The sequence below is a fragment of the Sinomonas terrae genome, from assembly GCF_022539255.1.
Classification (GTDB): domain Bacteria; phylum Actinomycetota; class Actinomycetes; order Actinomycetales; family Micrococcaceae; genus Sinomonas; species Sinomonas terrae.
On record NZ_JAKZBV010000001.1, the window covers coordinates 4,344,271 to 4,360,979 of the forward strand.

15 protein-coding genes are annotated in these 16,709 nt (G+C 68.3%); 10 read left to right on the forward strand and 5 right to left on the reverse strand.

All coding sequences use genetic code 11. The features are described 5' to 3' along the window. Positions 1-69: 69 nt before the first annotated feature. The 3 genes from L0M17_RS20180 to L0M17_RS20190 all read right to left on the reverse strand — a co-directional run bounded on the left by L0M17_RS20180 (position 70) and on the right by L0M17_RS20190 (position 1,317). Positions 70-471 carry a hypothetical protein gene (locus L0M17_RS20180; RefSeq protein ID WP_241056150.1) on the reverse strand — a complete coding sequence of 134 codons (402 nt, stop codon included), beginning with the start codon at positions 469-471 and terminating at the stop codon, positions 70-72. A 13-nt stretch (positions 472-484) separates the two neighbouring features. Further along, complete coding sequence (locus L0M17_RS20185; RefSeq protein WP_241056151.1) at positions 485-820, reverse strand: DnaJ domain-containing protein; 336 nt, start codon at positions 818-820, stop codon at positions 485-487. A 74-nt stretch (positions 821-894) separates the two neighbouring features. Further along, positions 895-1,317, reverse strand: a complete 423-nt coding sequence (locus L0M17_RS20190; protein WP_241056152.1) for an Hsp20/alpha crystallin family protein — start codon at positions 1,315-1,317, stop codon at positions 895-897. A gap of 141 nt (positions 1,318-1,458) precedes the next feature. Between L0M17_RS20190 and L0M17_RS20195 the strand changes: the two genes are divergently transcribed. Then, positions 1,459-1,758, forward strand: a complete 300-nt coding sequence (locus L0M17_RS20195) for a MerR family transcriptional regulator (RefSeq protein WP_241056153.1) — start codon at positions 1,459-1,461, stop codon at positions 1,756-1,758. A 90-nt stretch (positions 1,759-1,848) separates the two neighbouring features. Next, entirely contained in the window at positions 1,849-2,307 is a 459-nt protein-coding gene (locus L0M17_RS20200; protein WP_241056154.1) for a Dps family protein, read from the forward strand. Positions 2,308-2,486: 179 nt separating this feature from the next. Here L0M17_RS20200 and L0M17_RS20205 read toward each other — a convergent pair whose 3' ends face one another. After that, entirely contained in the window at positions 2,487-3,395 is a 909-nt protein-coding gene (locus tag L0M17_RS20205; protein ID WP_241056155.1) for a LysR substrate-binding domain-containing protein, read from the reverse strand. A gap of 144 nt (positions 3,396-3,539) precedes the next feature. On the opposite strand from L0M17_RS20205, the gene L0M17_RS20210 reads away from it, so the two are divergent. The 4 genes from L0M17_RS20210 (at position 3,540) to L0M17_RS20225 (ending at position 11,146) form a co-directional block, all read left to right on the forward strand. After that, entirely contained in the window at positions 3,540-7,121 is a 3,582-nt protein-coding gene (locus tag L0M17_RS20210; protein ID WP_241056156.1) for a proline dehydrogenase family protein, read from the forward strand. A gap of 828 nt (positions 7,122-7,949) precedes the next feature. After that, complete coding sequence (locus L0M17_RS20215) at positions 7,950-8,417, forward strand: NUDIX hydrolase (protein ID WP_241056157.1); 468 nt, start codon at positions 7,950-7,952, stop codon at positions 8,415-8,417. Between the two features lie 222 nt (positions 8,418-8,639). Next, complete coding sequence (locus L0M17_RS20220; protein WP_241056158.1) at positions 8,640-10,238, forward strand: PucR family transcriptional regulator; 1,599 nt, start codon at positions 8,640-8,642, stop codon at positions 10,236-10,238. Continuing rightward, on the forward strand, positions 10,235-11,146 hold the full coding sequence (locus L0M17_RS20225; RefSeq protein WP_241056159.1) for a glutaminase: 912 nt from the start codon (positions 10,235-10,237) through the stop codon (positions 11,144-11,146). Before L0M17_RS20220 ends, L0M17_RS20225 begins: the two co-directional genes overlap by 4 nt. A 3-nt stretch (positions 11,147-11,149) precedes the next feature. Here L0M17_RS20225 and L0M17_RS20230 read toward each other — a convergent pair whose 3' ends face one another. Beyond that, on the reverse strand, positions 11,150-12,802 hold the full coding sequence (locus L0M17_RS20230) for a sensor histidine kinase (RefSeq protein ID WP_241056160.1): 1,653 nt from the start codon (positions 12,800-12,802) through the stop codon (positions 11,150-11,152). Positions 12,803-12,877: 75 nt separating this feature from the next. Here L0M17_RS20230 and L0M17_RS20235 point away from each other — a divergent pair, with 75 nt between their 5' ends. The 4 genes from L0M17_RS20235 to L0M17_RS20250 are packed head-to-tail and all read left to right on the forward strand — an operon-like array spanning position 12,878 to position 16,704. Further along, complete coding sequence (locus tag L0M17_RS20235) at positions 12,878-13,969, forward strand: SpoIIE family protein phosphatase (protein ID WP_241056161.1); 1,092 nt, start codon at positions 12,878-12,880, stop codon at positions 13,967-13,969. Next, on the forward strand, positions 13,966-15,954 hold the full coding sequence (locus tag L0M17_RS20240; protein WP_241056162.1) for a glycosyltransferase: 1,989 nt from the start codon (positions 13,966-13,968) through the stop codon (positions 15,952-15,954). The genes L0M17_RS20235 and L0M17_RS20240 overlap by 4 nt, the downstream gene beginning before the upstream one ends. Then, positions 15,951-16,283, forward strand: coding sequence for an STAS domain-containing protein (locus tag L0M17_RS20245; RefSeq protein ID WP_241056163.1), 333 nt, complete (start codon positions 15,951-15,953; stop codon positions 16,281-16,283). The genes L0M17_RS20240 and L0M17_RS20245 overlap by 4 nt, the downstream gene beginning before the upstream one ends. Beyond that, positions 16,276-16,704, forward strand: coding sequence for an ATP-binding protein (locus L0M17_RS20250; protein WP_241056164.1), 429 nt, complete (start codon positions 16,276-16,278; stop codon positions 16,702-16,704). Before L0M17_RS20245 ends, L0M17_RS20250 begins: the two co-directional genes overlap by 8 nt. Positions 16,705-16,709: the final 5 nt, after the last annotated feature.

Consider the following 16,709-nt stretch of genomic DNA (forward strand, 5'->3'; position numbering starts at 1 on the left):
TCGGTGCGGCACAACGTCTCGGGAGCCGTGGTCGCGGCGTGGCTCGCGCGGAGTCCTGTGCGATGAGCGCTACGTGCCGTAGATGAACGCCTCTGCGTGGGCGACTGCCTTGCGGAAGGAGTCGTTGCGCAAGGCGATGGCGTGCTCATTCGTCGGACTCCCATTGGCCACGGCCTCGATGTAGCTCGAAAGCCCTGGGGGTCTGAGGACCCAGATTCCGCCATGCGGCGGCAGGTAGAAGACTGCGAACGAACGCGCAGAGGAATCGTCCTCCCAGACGGGAACGACGGCGACGGCCGCGCCGGTGTCCACGTTGATCCACTGGGCGCGGGGCCTCGGCTGCTCCTCGTCGTAGACGCTCGGATCGAGGAACGGCGCCGTCCCTTCGCCCCATTTCTCCTCGAATCTCTCGTGGAAGACCGGGAACAGCGCGTGGTCGTAGCGGCGCCAGCCGCCGCCTGTCGGGCTCACTGAGCTCCTCCTTTCAGGGGAACCACGGGAACAGGATCCTCAAGAGGTCTGGTTCGTCGAAGACCGAACGGGCCGGCCATGCCTCGCGTCGCGGCTCGGGCAGGCCGAGCCACAGGTTGAACGTGGCCTCGGCGCGGCGCAGCGCCTGGTCGTAGGCGGCGCGGCGGTGAGGGTGGCCGAGGACCGCGTACGCCTCGAACACCGCTCGGAGCCTATCCTCGTCGGCGCTACCTGCCTCGGACGTATCCGGATGAAGCTCCCTCACGAGACGGCGGTAGGCGCGCCGGATCTCCTGCTGGCTCGCCGAACGATCGACGCCCAGTATCTCGTAGAAGTCCGCATGAGCCATTGGACCCACCACCCATGCGGCTGGGCGGGCGCTCCGGCAGGGCCCAACTGCCAGCCCTGCCGGAGCGCGGGGACTCAGGCCGCTATCTCTCGCTTTGACTTCGATGTGCCGACGCTGATCTTGCGCGGCTTCGCCTGCTCAGCGATCGGGATGCGCAGCGTCAGCACGCCGTCCTCGTAGTTGGCCGTGACGTTCGCGGTGTCGAGGGAGTCCCCGAGGATGAGCTCCCGGCCGAACACGCCGCTCGGACGCTCCGCCGCGACGACCTCCGCTTCCTCAGGCCGGTGCGACTCTCTCTGCGCCCGCACCGTCAGCACATTGCGTTCGACGTCGACATCGATCGAGTTGGGATCGACGCCGGGAAGGTCGAATTCGACCACGAACTCGCCGTCTGCGCGCCACGCCTCGAGCGGCATCGTCGTAGGCCGGGAAGTGTTACCGAAGACCTGTTCGGTCAGGCGGTCAAGTTCGCGGAACGGATCAGTACGCATCAGCATCGTTGCCACCTCCAAGGGTTCGATATAGGGTCAAGTACCTACTGTCTTCTCGACATCTAATCTGTTTCCGAAGACGTAGATATCATAGATCCAACCCCATAGATCAACGCAAGAGGATTTTCTTCCGGAGAGGAGCTGGCGGTGGCGTCGAAGCGTGATTCGTCGGACGGCGTCTACGCCATCTCGGTAGCGGCAGAGCTCTCCGGCCTGGGGCTTTCGAGCCTCCGCCTGTACGAGCGCAAAGGCCTCATAGCCCCCGCCCGCACCGAGGGCGGCACGCGCCGCTACAGCGAGGACGATATGCAGCGCCTCGAGCACATCAGCGAACTCGTGGACGCAGGCCTGAACATCGAGGGGATCAAGCTCGTCCTGGAGCTCGAGGCTGAGAACGCCCGGCTACGCGCTCAGCTCGCGAAGGCCCGGGCCGCCCCACCTCGCTGAGGGGTCGTTCGCGCCCACCCTTCCACGACGGCCGTTTGTGTGCTGGGCTGGCAGGGTAGCGACCGAGCGAACCGAGGGAAAGGTAGGCGCATGAAGGCTTCCGACGAACTCGCCCACGGGCTGCAGGCCATTCTCGTGGACCTCATCGACCTCTCACTTGAAGGCAAACAGGCTCACTGGAATATCGTGGGCAGCAATTTCCGCGACCTCCACCTCCAGCTCGACGAGGTGGTCGCCGCCGCTCGCCTGCACGCGGACGAGGTTGCCGAGCGGCTGCGCGCTCTCCACTCAGTTCCCGACGGCCGGGCGTCCACAGTGGCAAAGACGACGAGCCTCAAAGAGGGCAGCGAAGGTCTCGTGACAACAAGCGACGCGATCGATCGTGTCGTCGCCGCGCTCGAAGCCACCTGCTCGACCGTGCGGGGAGTCTACGATGCCGTCGAGAAGGACGACGCCGCAACAACGGACATCCTCAACCAGATCATCCTCCAGCTGGAAAAGCTTGCCTGGATGGTCTCGGCCGAGAAGGCCAACACCGCGACGGCATAGTTCTGGGCCCGGCCAGCGCAGAGCCCGCGCTCTGGCCCATTTCTGGAGCTGCCAAACCGCGCCCTTCGGCGACACACCGGGATCCGGACTGATTGGGAAAACACAACCGGGCGGGAACGCGGCGGAGGCGGCCTCGCTCACGGCAGGCGGCCCCTCGCTCACGGCAGGCGGCCCCTCGCTCACGGCAACAGCTCGCGGGCGGCCTCTTCGAGCACCGTCCGGACGGCCACGGTGACCGGGTGGCCGGTGCTCGAGGCCCGCATCGACGTGAAGACGGTGCGCTGGGGGGAGCCAGCAAGCTCCACGAGACGGGCCGACGGCGTGCGGCCCACCCAAACGAGGTCAGGGAGGAGAGCGACGGCATTGCCCGACTCGACGAGCCCGACGTGGGCCTGGAGGTCCGCCGTTTCGTACCGCACGTCCGGTTCGAACCCGGCGGAACGGCAGGCCTGTTCGGCCCAGTGGCGGGAGGCCGCGTCACGAGGCTCCATGACCCACGGAAGGCAGGCGGCGTCCGAAAGGCTCCGCACACGGTCGAATCCCTCTCCGTTCCCCGCGGCCGGGACGGCGAGCCGAATGGAATCGCTCGTGAGCGGCTGCCGGTCCAGGCTCGGGTAGTGGGGCGCGGCATGATGCGGATACTGCTCGGCGACGACCAGATCGAAGTCGCGTGCCCACGTCTCGTGCAGGGCGGTTTCGGGCTCGTGCTGGACCATCTCGACCCGCAGGGCGGGATGCCGCTCCCGAAGGGTGCGCAAGGCGGTTGGCATCAGGGCGAGCGCGGCAGTCTGGAAGACCGCGAGCCGGACCGTCCCGCGCACCTCGCTCTGGCTGGCTGCGAGCGCCGTTTCGGTACGTTCGAGGGCGTCGAGCAGTTCGCTCGTGTGTTCGACGAGCACGAGGGCCTGAGGCGTGAGGATCACTCGACGGCCCGACTTGCGGAGCAGCTCGGCGCCGACCTCCTTCTCAAGGAGCGCAAGCTGCTGCGAGACCGACGACGGACTGTACGCGAGCGCGTCGGCCACCTCGGCGAGGGTCCCCCGGATGCTGAGTTCGCGCAGGAGCCGCAGGCGTCGGATCTCGAGCATGAGGACCACTCCATTCGTTCAGTTTTCCTCACGATTATGCGTCGAAAAACATCGCTTCTGCTTCTGTAATTCACGGCACATACTGGCAGAAGACCCCGCAAGACCGACGAGACCCGTCAAACCAACCGGACAGGACCCACAACGATGACGACGCCGACCCGCGCAACTGGCACCGAAGGAAACCGCGCCCCTCACGTGCGCCCGCAGGATCTCGCGGACGAAGCAGTCGCCCAGGTGCGGCGGTGGCTCGCCGCAGCGGCGACATTCCCGGTCGACCCGGCCGCCGAGCAGCTCGCCGCCGTCCTGAAGGACCCGCACGGGCTCGAGTTCACGGTCGGGTTCGTGGACGGTGTCGTCCGCCCCGAGGACCTCGGTGTCGCGGCCCGAAACCTCCGTGCCCTCGCGCCCAAGGCGCCGGGCTTCCTGCCGTGGCCGCTCAAGCGCGCCGTGCAGCTCGGGGGATCGCTCGCGCCAGTGGCCCCGGGGGTCGTGGTGCCCGTTGCTCGCCGTGTGCTTCGCGAGATGGTGGGGCACCTGATCGTCGATGCGTCGGACGCGCGGCTGGGCCCGGCGATCGCCAAGATCCGCAAGCCTGGCATCCGTCTGAACATGAACCTCCTCGGCGAGGCGATCCTCGGCCAGGACGAGGCCTCCCGCCGCCTCGAGGGGACCCGCCGCCTCCTTGCCCGGGACGACGTGGACTACGTGTCCATCAAGGTCTCGGCGACGGTCGCGCCCCACAACCACTGGGCATTCGATGAGGCCGTGGGCGACATCGTCGAATCGCTCGCACCGCTCTACCGCCTCGCAAGCGAGAGCACGCGGGCGGGCAGGCCGAAGTTCATCAACCTCGACATGGAGGAGTACAAGGACCTCGACCTGACGGTCGCCGTCTTCACGCGCCTCCTCGAGCGCGAGGAGTTCCGCGACCTAGAGGCCGGGATCGTGCTCCAGGCCTATCTCCCCGACTGCCTGGCCGCGATGATGAGCCTCCAAGAGTGGGCGGCCGGGCGGGTAGCCGACGGCGGGGCTCCGATCAAGGTCCGCGTCGTCAAGGGCGCGAACCTCCCCATGGAGCAGGTCGACGCCGAGATCCACGACTGGCCGCTCGCCACGTGGGGCTCGAAGCGTGAGACGGATACCTCGTACCTCGCAGTCCTCGACTACGCCCTTCACCCTGATCGGCTGGCCAACGTGCGCATCGGCGTCGCCGGGCACAACCTCTTCGACATCGCCCTCGCGTGGCTCCTCGCAAACGCTCGCGGAGTGGAGAATGGAGCCGCCACGGCCGACGCGAATCGGCTGGTCGAGTTCGAGATGCTCCTCGGCATGGCCTCGGCCCAAGCCCAGGCTGTCCTGGCCGACATCGGCCACCTGCTGCTCTACACGCCGGTCGTGCACCCGAGCGAGTTCGACGTCGCGATCGCCTATCTCATCCGGCGCCTCGAGGAGGGCGCGAGCCAGGACAACTTCATGAGCGCCGTCTTCGAACTCGACACGAACGATGTGCTGTTCGAGCGTGAGAAGAAGCGCTTTATTGCCTCGCTCGAAGCGCTCGACAAGCCGCCGTTCGCCGGCGGGCAGGTCCCCGAACCCCGCCGAAACCAGGACCGTCGCCAGACGAACAAGGGGCTCGCAGCGCACGACGACGGAGACGCCCCGGGCGGTTCCCGCGCCTTCTCGAATACTCCTGACACAGACCCTGACCTGCCGGGGAACCGCGAATGGGGCCGCGCGATCCTCGCCCGCGCCGAGCATTCGACGATCGGCGCAGAGGTCGTCGAGCGCAACACGGTCTCCTCCGCATCCGAGCTCGATTCGATCATCGCCGCGGCCCTCGACGGAGCCGCGACCTGGCATGCGTTCACGGGCGAGGAGCGGGCCGCGATCCTCGATGAGATGGGACGCTCGCTCGAGCGGCATCGTGCGGACCTCATCGAGGCGATGGCGAGCGAATGCGGCAAGACGATCGACCAGGGCGATCCCGAGGTCTCGGAGGCGATCGACTTCGCCCACTACTACGCGACCCTCGCCCGGGAGCTCGACACGATCGACGGCGCGCAGTTCGAGCCGAGCCGCCTCACTGTCGTGACGCCGCCGTGGAATTTCCCCGTGGCGATCCCCGCGGGCTCGACGCTCGCCGCACTCGCCGCGGGCTCCGCCGTCGTGATCAAGCCCGCCAAGCAGGCGCGCCGTTCGGGCGCGGTCATGGTGCAGGCCCTCTGGGAGGCGCTCGACGCCGTCGACATCCCGCGCCGTGTGCTGCAGTACGTGCAGCTCGAGGATCGGAGCTTGGGGAAGCAGCTCATCGCGCACCCCGACGTGGAGAGGGTCATCCTCACTGGCGGGTATGAGACCGCGGAGCTGTTCCGCTCGTTCCGCCATGACCTGCCGCTCCTCGCCGAGACCTCGGGCAAGAACGCCATCATCGTGACGCCGAGCGCGGACCTCGACCTTGCCGCGAGGGATGTCGCCCAGTCCGCGTTCGGCCACGCGGGCCAGAAGTGCTCGGCGGCGTCGCTCGTGATCCTCGTCGGGTCGGTCGCGCACTCGAAGCGCTTCCGCAACCAGCTCATCGACGCGGTGCGGTCGCTGCACGTCGGCTACCCGTGGGATCCACGGAGCCAGATGGGGCCCGTGGTCGAGCAGCCCGGCGAAAAGCTGCAGAGGGGGCTCACGCAGCTCGGCGAGGGCGAGCACTGGGTGCTCGAGCCGCGCCAGCTCGACGATTCGGGGAAGCTCTGGAGCCCCGGCATCCGCGCGGGCGTCCGCCCCGGTTCCGAGTACCACCTCGTCGAATACTTCGGTCCCATCCTCGGCGTCATGACCGCGTCCTCGCTCGAGGAAGCTGTGGCCCTCGCGAATCAGGTCGACTACGGACTCACCTCCGGCCTGCACTCGCTCGACCCAGCGGAGATCGGGTACTGGACCAAGCACATCGAGGCCGGAAACCTGTACGTGAACCGCGGAATCACGGGGGCGATCGTGCGGCGGCAGCCGTTCGGCGGTTGGAAGAAGTCGGCCGTGGGAGCGGGTGCCAAGGCTGGGGGTCCCAACTACCTCATCGGCCTCGGTTCGTGGGCCGACGCGCCAGTGCACGACGGCGCGAAGGCGGCCGTGTCGGGGGCTGCGGCGGAGCTGCTTGCGGCCGTCAGGGATGAGCTGACAGAGGACGACGCCGCGTGGCTCGCCGATGCGCTCGCCTCCGACGCCGCTGCTTGGGCTTCTGAATTCGGGGTGTCCAAGGATGTGAGTGGGCTCGAGTGCGAGCGGAACGTCTTCCGCTACCGCCCGGTGCCTGTGACGATCCGCTTTGACGGGCAGACGTCCGGGCACGGGGAAGCGGAGCTTCTCCGCGTGGCGGCCGCCGGACTCCGTGCTGGCTCCCAGGTCCTCGTGAGCTCCGCCGCCGCCCTCCCGGGCAACGCCGCCGCCGTCCTCGAGCGTCACGGTGTGCAGCTTGTCCGCGAGGAGACGCCGCAGTGGCTCGGACGCGCCCGGAGGATGCAGTCGGGACGGATCCGCCTCATCGCCAGCCCCGTCTCGCCGACGGCTGCTGAGCTCTCGGAGGTGCTCGGCGGCCGCCCGGATGTGGCCGTCTATCGCCATCCCGTGGTCGGATCCGGCCGGGTCGAGCTCCTGCCGTTCCTGCACGAGCAGGCGGTGTCCCTCACGATGCACCGCTTCGGCAACCCGAACCCTCTCCTAAACACCGTGACGCTGTAGCAGGTGACGAAGGCAGGCGGCCGCGGGAGGACGGCCGCTTGCCTTCGGGAAGGCGCGGCCTCACTGGACGCGAATGGCCCAGGAACAGCTGAAGTGGCCGGATTCCACTCGCTTCGGCCGATCTCGTTAACCGGAATCTGCGTCTCGTCCTCCTCGCGTAAAGTCCGAAACTGCCCATTAACCCACCACAGCGCGCTGGCCCGCTCGAGAACGTGGTCACCGATGCGGGCTCCGGGGGGACTCGCGGGCGGAGGGACATATGGACGCAGACCAACTGAGGACGATGATCCCGTCTCCGTTGAGGAACTGCTGCCAGACGGTGAACAAGAAGCGAGGGTCGCTGCTCCAGCCGCAATCGCAAGAGTCTTGAGTAACCCTAGGCCGTCAGCAGGAGAAGCGGCCATCACTTGTCGTCCTTCCCACGTGGTTTCGTCCACCCACGAGTGCCGAATGGTTGGAGACCGCCCGCCATGTCTGGGTGCAGGAAGCAGAGGAGCGGAAACCGCTCGTTGACGTAGGGACGTCGGTGGGAACCAGCGACGTCCCGGGAGCTCCTGGTGGGGCTTCATCTGAAGAAACTGGGGCTCCGGGAGCCGCGGCAGAGGCAGCCGAGAGAGAGGAATCCTATAGCCAAGGCTGTAACAATGATGGGCTTCTTCGTGCTTTTCACACTCTCTCCGTTTCTCGAAACGATCGACAAGCGCTCCGGTGGGTCGTGGCTTGAGGGTAGGCAGTTTTCGTGGCACGTAGATCCCCGTTCGCTGCCACCTAGGTGGGGCGGCGTCCGCGATACGCACGCTCCCTATAGCCTGTGTGCATGGAGAAAGCATGACCGCGCGGAGTGCCGGCCTCCTGCTGTACAGGCGCCATACCCAGTCCCCGTTCGAGGTGTGGATCGCCCACATGGGAGGTCCCTTCTGGAATCGCAAGGACGCTCGTGCGTGGTCGATCCCCAAGGGCGAATACCTCGACGGCGAAGACCCGCTGGCTGCCGCAGTGCGTGAATTCGCCGAGGAGATGGGCACTCCCCCGCCTCCCGTCGACTATGCCCACCTCGGCGACTTCCGGCAGCCGTCCAGAAAGGTCATCACGGTCTATACCGCGGAGGCCGAATTCCAGCCGGATCGGATCGAGAGCAATACGTTCCCCCTCGAATGGCCGAAGGGGTCCGGACGGATCCAGGACTTCCCCGAGATCGACCGAGCGGAGTGGTTCACCGAAGAGGTCGCACGTACGAAGCTCGTCGCGGGCCAGCTGCCGATCCTCGACGCGCTCGCCCGGCGCCTCGAGCCCTGAGGGCCTCGGGGCCTAGGACTTCAAGGCCTAGGACTTCAAGGCCGCCTGAGGGCGACTCGAGTCCCGAAGGCCCAATCAGATTGGCTCCCATCCCAACTTCTTGCACCATTCTTGTTCCGCCGCCCAAGCGAGAACGGCTCGGCCGCGCCTACGATGGAGCACATCCCGCCCGGCAACGTCGCCGGGTGGGCTTCGAACTTCAAGGCATCAACGAGGGACACGATGGGTTCAGTCAACGTCGACGACATCCTGGAGGACCTCCCCGCTGGACTCGGCAGGCTCGCCACCCGGCCGCAGCCCACGGACACCCCGGTCTCCCAAGTACTCATCCTCGACTCCGAGGACTCGGACCGAGACGTTTCAGGCGCACTCGTGTGCCTCATGGGCGTGCGCGGCAGGGAAGCCCTGCCCATGGTGCGGCGCCTCGCGGTGAGCCGACCGGTCGCCGTCGTCCTCAAAGCAACGGCAGGCGAGGCCCAGGAGGTCGAGGAGCTCCTCCGCCCTGCCGGCGTCGGGCTCTTCCTCATCGAGCCGAGCGCGGGATGGGACACGGTCCTTTCGGTCGTGAACGGCCGCATCCAGAACACGGACTACCACAGCGACGTCCTCACGCTCATCGAGGAGGACCTCTTCGCCATCGCGCAGACGACAGCGCGCCTCACGTCGAGCCACGTCGTCATCGAGGACGCGGCGAACAAGGTCCTCGCGTACTCGACGGTCTCGAACGACATAGACGAGCTCCGCCGGGCCTCGATCCTGGCCCGCCGCGGTCCACGGAAGTACGAGGTGCTCCTCAAGGACCTCGGGGCGTACCGCGAGCTGCACCGCACCCGCGGCGTCATCCGCGTCCCCGAGCGCCCCGAAGACGGGCTCAAGGAGCGGGCCGCAATCGCGATCTTCGCGGGGGACCGCATCCTCGGGTACATCTGGCTCCAGGCAACGGGCTCGGGGTTCACTCCGAACGTCGATGACCTCCTCCTCGGAGCGGCCCGCCGCACCTCGGCGGAGCTCGTCCGCCACCGCAATCAGCAGTCGGTCCACCTGCGCGAGGACCGAGTCGCCCGCCTGCTCTCCGGCCCCGACGAGGTCGCCGCGAGCGCGCGCTTCGCCCAAGTGGATCCGGAGCGTCCGGCGTGCCTGCTGCTCGTCGGGCTGGCTCTCGAGGACGCGCGGGCAGCCGAGGCCGAGCTCAAGCGCGGTGAGCTCGCGAACCTCGCCGCCCTCCACGCCGCGGCCTTCAAGGACTCCGCCGTCGTCGGCCAGTACGGGGGCGAGACGACCGTAGTGGTGCCCGGACTGCGGTCCGGCGACGCCGCAGGTGGGCTGCGGCAGCTCGCGGAGGCGATGGTGAAGGACGCGCGGCGGCTCGGTGTTCGCGTCTACGTGGCGATCGGATCGGTGGTCCCGAGCCTCTTCGAGCTGCGTTCGACGGCGGGCGAGGCCGCCGCGGTCCTCGCGTGCGCCCGGCGCGCCGGTGGACCGCAAGTGGCCACCCTCGACGACTTCGAGGCCGAGGTCCTGCTCGAAGCAACGGTCCGCAGCTTCGAGGCCTCTCCCTTCCGCCACCGCGCCCTCACGAGGCTCTTCCTCGAGGACGAGGAACTTGCGAGCACGCTCGAGGAGTACCTGGCGGCCGGGCTCGACGTCACCGCGTGCGGGCGGAGCATGAACGTCCACAAGAACACCGTGTACTACCGGGTTGCCAAGGCCAGCCGCCTCACGGGCCTCGACTTCGGCAATCCCGTGCACACCGCGATTGCGCTCCTGCACCTCGAACTCTGGAAGGCCAAGCGGTTGACGACGACGGGCGGTGCCGCATGAAGGCGCTCCTCGACGAGCTCGTCGCAACGCACCGCCCGCCGTCGCCCGTCGGCCGCCTCCCCGAGTCGATCCCCCACCTCGCCGACGTCGACCCGCGGGCCTTCGGCATCGCCGTCGCGAGCGTGGACGGCACGATCGCAAGTGCAGGTGACGCGGACGTCCCGTTCTCGATCCAGAGCATCTCGAAGCTCTTCTCGCTCGCCCTCGCCCTCCGCGAGGAACCGCGGGAAGCCCTGTGGGAGCGGGTGCTGCGGGAACCGAGCGGCACCGCGTTCAACTCGCTCGTCCAGCTGGAGGCGGAGGCAGGGATCCCGCGCAACCCGTTCATCAACGCGGGCGCGCTCGTCGTCACCGACTTCCTCGCCGAGCTCCTCGGGGACGCCGCCGGAAGCGTGGTCGGCTTCCTCCGCGACCTCTCGGGCAGCTCCCGCCTCGCAGTCGACGAGAGCGCGGCGCGAGCCGAGCTCGCAAGGAGCAGCCGCAACCGTGCGCTCGCGAACTTCCTGGCCGGTTTCGGCAACCTCCACAATCCGGTCGAGACCGTTCTCGAGCACTATGTGCGGCACTGCTCGATCACGATGAGCTGCCGGGAGCTCGCGCGGGCTGGGCTGTTCCTCGCCAACTCCGGCGAGGGCGGGCCGGGGGGCGCGCCGGTGCTCCCGGCGGCCCAGACCAAGCGGATCAACTCGGTCCTCCTCACGTGCGGGATGTACGACGCCGCAGGGGAGTTCGCCTACCGGGTGGGGCTGCCCGGGAAGAGCGGTGTGGGCGGCGGGATCCTCGCGGTCGTGCCGGGCCGCTACACCGTGTGCGTGTGGAGCCCGGGGCTCGACGCGAAGGGCAATTCGGTCGCAGGGACCGCGGCCCTCGCGGAGCTCACCGCGCGGACGGGATGGTCCATCTTCTAGCCTCTAGTCCGCGAGCGGCAGGCGAAGCGTGAAGACGCTCCCCACGCCGAGCTGGCTCGTCACCTCGAGGTGACCACCGAGCAACTCGGCCACCTCCTGCGCGAGGGCGAGGCCGAGGCCGGTTCCGGGAACGCCCGAGCGCAGGGCCGCGTCTCCGCGTTGGAAACGGGTGAAGACCCGGCGTTGGTCCTCGGGCGCGATCCCGAAACCCTCGTCGATCACCGAGCACACGGCCCATTCACCGTCCCGCTCGGCTGCGAGAGTCACCTTCGTCCCCGAATCCGAATACTTGAGGGCATTCGAGACGAGGTTGTCGAGGATGCGGACGACGCCGGAGCGGTCGCCGAGGATGGGCAGTGCACCGTCCGCTTCGACGACGAGGGCGATGCCGTGGGCCTCCGCATCCGGGGCGGCCGAGGCGGCGGCCTGCTGCATGAGGCGCGCGAGGTCGAGCCGAGTCCGGGGGAGCTCCGGCGTCGAGCCCTCGACGGAGGCGGCGAGGATGTCGTCCACCATCTTTCGGAGGTGGCGCGCGTTCCGGCTCATGACCTGGAGGTCGGAGAGCGCTGCCGGGCTGAGCGACGGGTCGTCGAGGAGGAGTTCGGCATAGCCGAGGAGGCTCGTCAGCGGCGTGCGGAACTCGTGGGACATCGCGGCGAGGAAGCTGTCTCGGGCGCGAACGGCCGCGACGACCTCGGTGACGTCTGAGCACGCGAGCACAGTTCCTGCACGCTCGCCCGTCGCATCGTTGAACTCGCGCGCCGAGATGGAGACGGTCCGGGATTCTGGGCCCCGGCCGAGCCGGAAGATCTCATGAGTGAGCTGCTCGCCGGCAAGGGCGCGGTTCATAGGCCGCTCCTCCGCGGGAACAAGCTGCTCGGACCCGTCCCGGTAGAGGAGCAGTTCGGACTCATCCACGTCGGCTGCGCTGGGCGGGACGCTTGCAAGGTAGAGCTGGCGCTGCTTCGTGTTCATGAAGACGTCCTTGCCTTCGCGGTCCAAGACGAGGACCCCCACATCCACAGTGTCCAAGACGGTGTCGAGGAGGCGTTGGCGCGTCTCACTCCTCGCGAGGAGCTCCTCGACCCGCCGCTGCTGGGCCACGCCGCTCATCGTGAGAACGGCGATGGAGACGGCCACCGCCACGAGCATGAAGGGCACGACGATTTCCGAGACGAGGCTGTGCGGTTCGGCCGCGCCGAGAACCAAGAGCGGCGACCAGACCATCAGCAGGGACGCGAGCGCGCTGAGGGCCACCGTGAGGCGTGGGCGGTAGCCCGACCCGGAGAGCCAGATGACCGGAAACACCGCGAGGAGCCCAAGCCCCGAGATGACGCCTCCCACGCTCGGACGGATGAGCGCGAGCGGAAGGAAGTCGAGCAGCGGGATCGCCAGGACCGCACACCGCGGCAGCCGCTGCCACGGCACGGCGGCGCACAGTCCCAGAAGGGCCAGGAGGATCGCCTGGGCGGCGAGAAATCCCGGGGCCGTGAGGGAGCTGGGATCGACGATCACGAGGACGACGGTGACAAACAGCAGCGTCAGGTTGAGCGGGAGCTGGCTCAACACGGCCTTCCTCCGCATCCCCAGATCGTGGAAGCGATTCTGAGCCCGCACCAGAACGTCGAGCAGCTTCTCCACTTCGTCTCCCGTCACCTACTTGATAATCCACAGACAAGTTTGTGACATCAGCGGTAAGAAATGGTTGAGTTGTCCTGCGAAGGGAGAACGATGACACGTCGCGCGCTCATCATCGAAGACAACCCCGATATTCGGAGGCTGCTCGAGGCGACGCTCATGCGCCAGGGGTTCGAGGCGACCAGCGCCGGGGCAGGCTACCCGGCCCTCGAGACCGCGCGTCGCATCACGCCCGACCTCATCACGCTCGACCTCGGTCTCCCCGACCTCGACGGCCTCGAGGTCTGCCGGACCCTGAGGGTCTTCAGCAACGCCTACATTCTCGTAGTCACGGCCCGCGCGGCCGAGGCCGACCGCCTCGAGGCCCTCGAACGGGGCGCCGACGATGTCCTCGCCAAGCCGTTCAGCCCGCGAGAGCTCCAGGCCCGAGTCGAGGCCCTCTTCCGCCGGCCCCGTGCGGCCTCCATGCCGGAGAGCGAGCTGCAGACGGCGGCGCGCGTCCAGCAGGGCCTGCTTCCCGAGAGCGCCCCGAACGTCCCCGGCTACGAGGTGGCCGGCGCCTGCCACCCCTCGCGGAGTGTCGGCGGGGACTTCTTCGACTGGGAGTCCGACGGCTCCTCGCTCGCGTTCACCCTCGCGGACGCGATGGGCAAGGGCATGGGGGCGGCCCTGGTCGCCGCTACCGCGCGAGCCGTCCTGCGCCCGGGGCGCCTCGAGCAGGGCCCAGGTGCCCTCGTCGGCGCTGCGGCGCGTGCCCTCGAACCCGACCTCCTCCGGCTCGGCTCCTTCGTCACGCTTCTGCACACGCGCCTCGACGCGGCGACGGGTGAATTCACGTATGTCGACGCCGGGCACGGCCTCGGGCTGCTCATCCACCCTGACGGGATGTGGGAGCGCCTCTCCACCTCGGGGCCGCCCATCGGCCTCCTGCAGGGCGCCGAATGGACGGCGCACGACAGCAAGCTCGAGCCCGGCGGGGCGCTCGTAGCCCTGAGCGATGGCCTGCTCGAGGCGTTCCCGCGGGTCGACGAAGCGCTCAATGCCGCGGCAGCCGCGGTCCTCGAGGCCCCCGATGCGGACGCAGCCGTGCGGGCCATCATCGAGCTCGACTCGACAAGCCAGGACGACACGACCGCGATCGTCGTCCGGCGCGGAGAGACGACGGCGGGCCTCGCTTCGGGATGACGCGCCTCGTCCTCCGCATCCTTGCGACCCTCGCTGTCCTTGCGGGCCTGAACTACATCGTGTGGCGTTGGACCGCCTCCCTCAACTGGTCCGCGTGGTGGATCGCCGTGCCCCTCGTCCTCGCCGAGACGTACTCGATCATCGACGTCATCCTCTTCTCCCTCACGGTCTGGCGCCTGTCCGAGCGGGAGAAGCCGCCGGCTGCCCCGAAAGGCCTCACGGTCGACGTCTTCATCACCACGTACAACGAGGATCCCGAGCTCGTGCTCGCCACGACGGAGGCGGCGCTCGCCATGCGCTACCCCCACACCACCTGGGTCCTCGACGACGGCTCCCGGCCCGAGCTGCGCGCCGCCGTCGAACGCCTCGGAGCCGGGTACCTCTCGCGAGGCGAGGAGTGGATCGGCAAGCCACGCCACGCGAAGGCCGGCAACCTCAACAACGCGCTGCAGGAGACCCAGGGCGAATTCATCCTGATCCTCGACGCCGACCAGGTGCCGTACCCCGAGCTCCTCGACCGCACGCTCGGCTACTTCAACGACCGCCGCGTCGCGCTCGTCCAGACGCCGCAGTACTTCGGGAACGTCCCCGAGGACGATCCGCTCGGGAGCCAGGCTCCCCTCTTCTACGGTCCGATCCAGCAGGGCAAGGACGGCTGGAACGCCGCCTTCTTCTGCGGGTCCAACGCGATCCTTCGTCGCGAGGCCCTCATGCAGCTTGGCTTGACCAACTACGTCTCGGACACCGAGCGTCGGGTCCGCCGGGCCCTCGCCGCCGGCGGCCGGGTCGTTCGGCGCGCACGACGCCGGCCCGAGGCCCAGGAGCCGAACGTCGCCTCGCTGCTCGAGAGCGTCGAGCGGGCCATCGCGGAGGGTACCCGGCGTCTCGTGACGGGCGGCTCGATCGGCGAGGCCACGTTTGCGGTCCAGGCCCACGTCGATTCGGCGGTTCGCGAACTCGTCTCCGATGACCTCGCCCGCATGACCGGGGACCTCGCGACGCTCCGGGCGGAGCTCGGGGTCGACGACGACCTCGGTGACGACCTCGCGGCCCTCGACACCGCCGTCGACCGCCTCGCCGCACGCGACCTCTCGCCGCTCGGGGCCCTCGAATCCGTCAAGGCGGTCCTCGACGCGGTGAGCGTCGAGCGGCTCCACGAAGCGCAGCCCATCATGCCGCTGTCCACCATCTCGGTGACTGAGGACATGTCGACGTCGATGCGCCTTCACGCCTCGGGGTGGCGGAGTGTCTACCACCACGAGATCCTCGCCGTCGGCCTTGCGCCGGAGGACCTGCCGTCGATGCTCACCCAGCGGATGCGGTGGGCGCAGGGCACGGTACAGGTCATGCTGCGGGAGAGCCCGCTCACGATGCGCGGCCTCTCCTGGGGCCAGCGGCTCATGTACTTCAACACGATGTGGAGCTACCTTTCGGGCTTTGCGGCGATTGTCTACTTCGCCGGCCCGCTCGCGTACCTCCTCTTCGGCGTGCTGCCTGTCAACGCGCTGAGCATGGACTTCTTCGCGCGGTTCATCCCCTTCATGGTGCTCAACCAGCTCATGTTCGCCTGGGCGGGCCGCGGCGCGAAGACCTGGCGGGGCCAGCAGTACAGCCTCGCGCTCTTCCCCACGTGGATCCGCGCGTGCACGACCGCAGCTGCGAACGTCTGGTTCGGCCGGCCGCTCGGCTTTGCCGTAACCCCGAAGGCCCGGCAAGAGGGCGGAGTCAAACCCCTTCGACTCGTGTGGCCGCAGGCGCTCATGGCGGCCCTGCTCGTGATGGCGAGTGTCATCGGGCTAGTCCGATGGGTGCTCGGCGAGAGCCAAGGGCTCGGGACCGTCGTCAACCTTGCGTGGGCCATCTTCGATCTCGTTCTGCTGAGCGTGCTGATCGCTGCTGCAAGGTACCGCGGCTACGAGCCGGTTTCCCACACGAACTCACGACCACAGATGAATTCTGGATCCCAGACGAAGGAGGAGCGATGAAGTTTGCCGTCGAAGATCGGGCCGGCTACACGGAAGTGGCCGCCGAGGGGCGCCTCAATATGGTGAGTGCCCCCCTGCTGCGGACTGCCGTCGCTGACGCGATCGAAGCGGGGCACCGCCTGCTCGTCCTCAACCTGAGTGGCACGGACTTCATGGACTCGTCCGGCTTGGGGGCGCTCGTCGGGTGCCTCAAGGCGGCCCGGCAGGCGGGAGGGGACCTCCGGATCTCGAACGTGGGCGAACAGGTCCAGATGGTGCTCAAGCTCACGAGCATGGACCGGATCCTCACCCCGTACAGCAAGCCCGAGGACGCGTTCAAAGATGCCTGAGCTGCTCGCCCAAGGCCACGTGCGAGGCCCAGCCGCGCCGCACATCGTCGATGCAGTTCAAGACGAGCTCTCCCGGGTGTGGGAACAAGCGCTCGTGATCGACCTGAACGACCGTATGCCGTTCGAGCTCGCCGTCGTCGAGGTCGTGACCAACGCCGTCAGGCACGCGAAGCCGGCCACGGACGAGGTCGAGCTGGACCTCGAGGTCGAGGTGCGCCCTGACCTCCTGCTCGCTCGCCTGTTCGAGCTCGGGGCTCAGCCTGCGGACATCCCGGAGAGCGCCGGAACGATGCCCAGTCCCGACTCGGAAGCGGGCCGCGGGCTCGCGCTCGCCCGCCAGCTCCTCACGACCATCACTTGCGAGCGACGCGACGGCGCCAACGTGTGGACGCTCACGCGCTCGGCGGACGGGAAGTCCTGACGGCG

What these genes read in the sequence shown, in the direction of transcription:
- L0M17_RS20200 (WP_241056154.1), top strand. Translation starts at nt 1,849, where the DNA reads ATGAAGGCTTCCGACGAACTCGCCCACGGGCTGCAGGCCATTCTCGTG.
- L0M17_RS20220 (WP_241056158.1), top strand. Translation starts at nt 8,640, where the DNA reads ATGGGTTCAGTCAACGTCGACGACATCCTGGAGGACCTCCCCGCTGGA.
- L0M17_RS20210 (WP_241056156.1), top strand. Translation starts at nt 3,540, where the DNA reads ATGACGACGCCGACCCGCGCAACTGGCACCGAAGGAAACCGCGCCCCT.
- L0M17_RS20235 (WP_241056161.1), top strand. Translation starts at nt 12,878, where the DNA reads ATGACACGTCGCGCGCTCATCATCGAAGACAACCCCGATATTCGGAGG.
- L0M17_RS20250 (WP_241056164.1), top strand. Translation starts at nt 16,276, where the DNA reads ATGCCTGAGCTGCTCGCCCAAGGCCACGTGCGAGGCCCAGCCGCGCCG.
- L0M17_RS20215 (WP_241056157.1), top strand. Translation starts at nt 7,950, where the DNA reads ATGACCGCGCGGAGTGCCGGCCTCCTGCTGTACAGGCGCCATACCCAG.
- L0M17_RS20185 (WP_241056151.1), bottom strand. Translation starts at nt 820, where the DNA reads ATGGCTCATGCGGACTTCTACGAGATACTGGGCGTCGATCGTTCGGCG.
- L0M17_RS20240 (WP_241056162.1), top strand. Translation starts at nt 13,966, where the DNA reads ATGACGCGCCTCGTCCTCCGCATCCTTGCGACCCTCGCTGTCCTTGCG.
- L0M17_RS20245 (WP_241056163.1), top strand. Translation starts at nt 15,951, where the DNA reads ATGAAGTTTGCCGTCGAAGATCGGGCCGGCTACACGGAAGTGGCCGCC.
- L0M17_RS20205 (WP_241056155.1), bottom strand. Translation starts at nt 3,395, where the DNA reads ATGCTCGAGATCCGACGCCTGCGGCTCCTGCGCGAACTCAGCATCCGG.
- L0M17_RS20190 (WP_241056152.1), bottom strand. Translation starts at nt 1,317, where the DNA reads ATGCTGATGCGTACTGATCCGTTCCGCGAACTTGACCGCCTGACCGAA.
- L0M17_RS20225 (WP_241056159.1), top strand. Translation starts at nt 10,235, where the DNA reads ATGAAGGCGCTCCTCGACGAGCTCGTCGCAACGCACCGCCCGCCGTCG.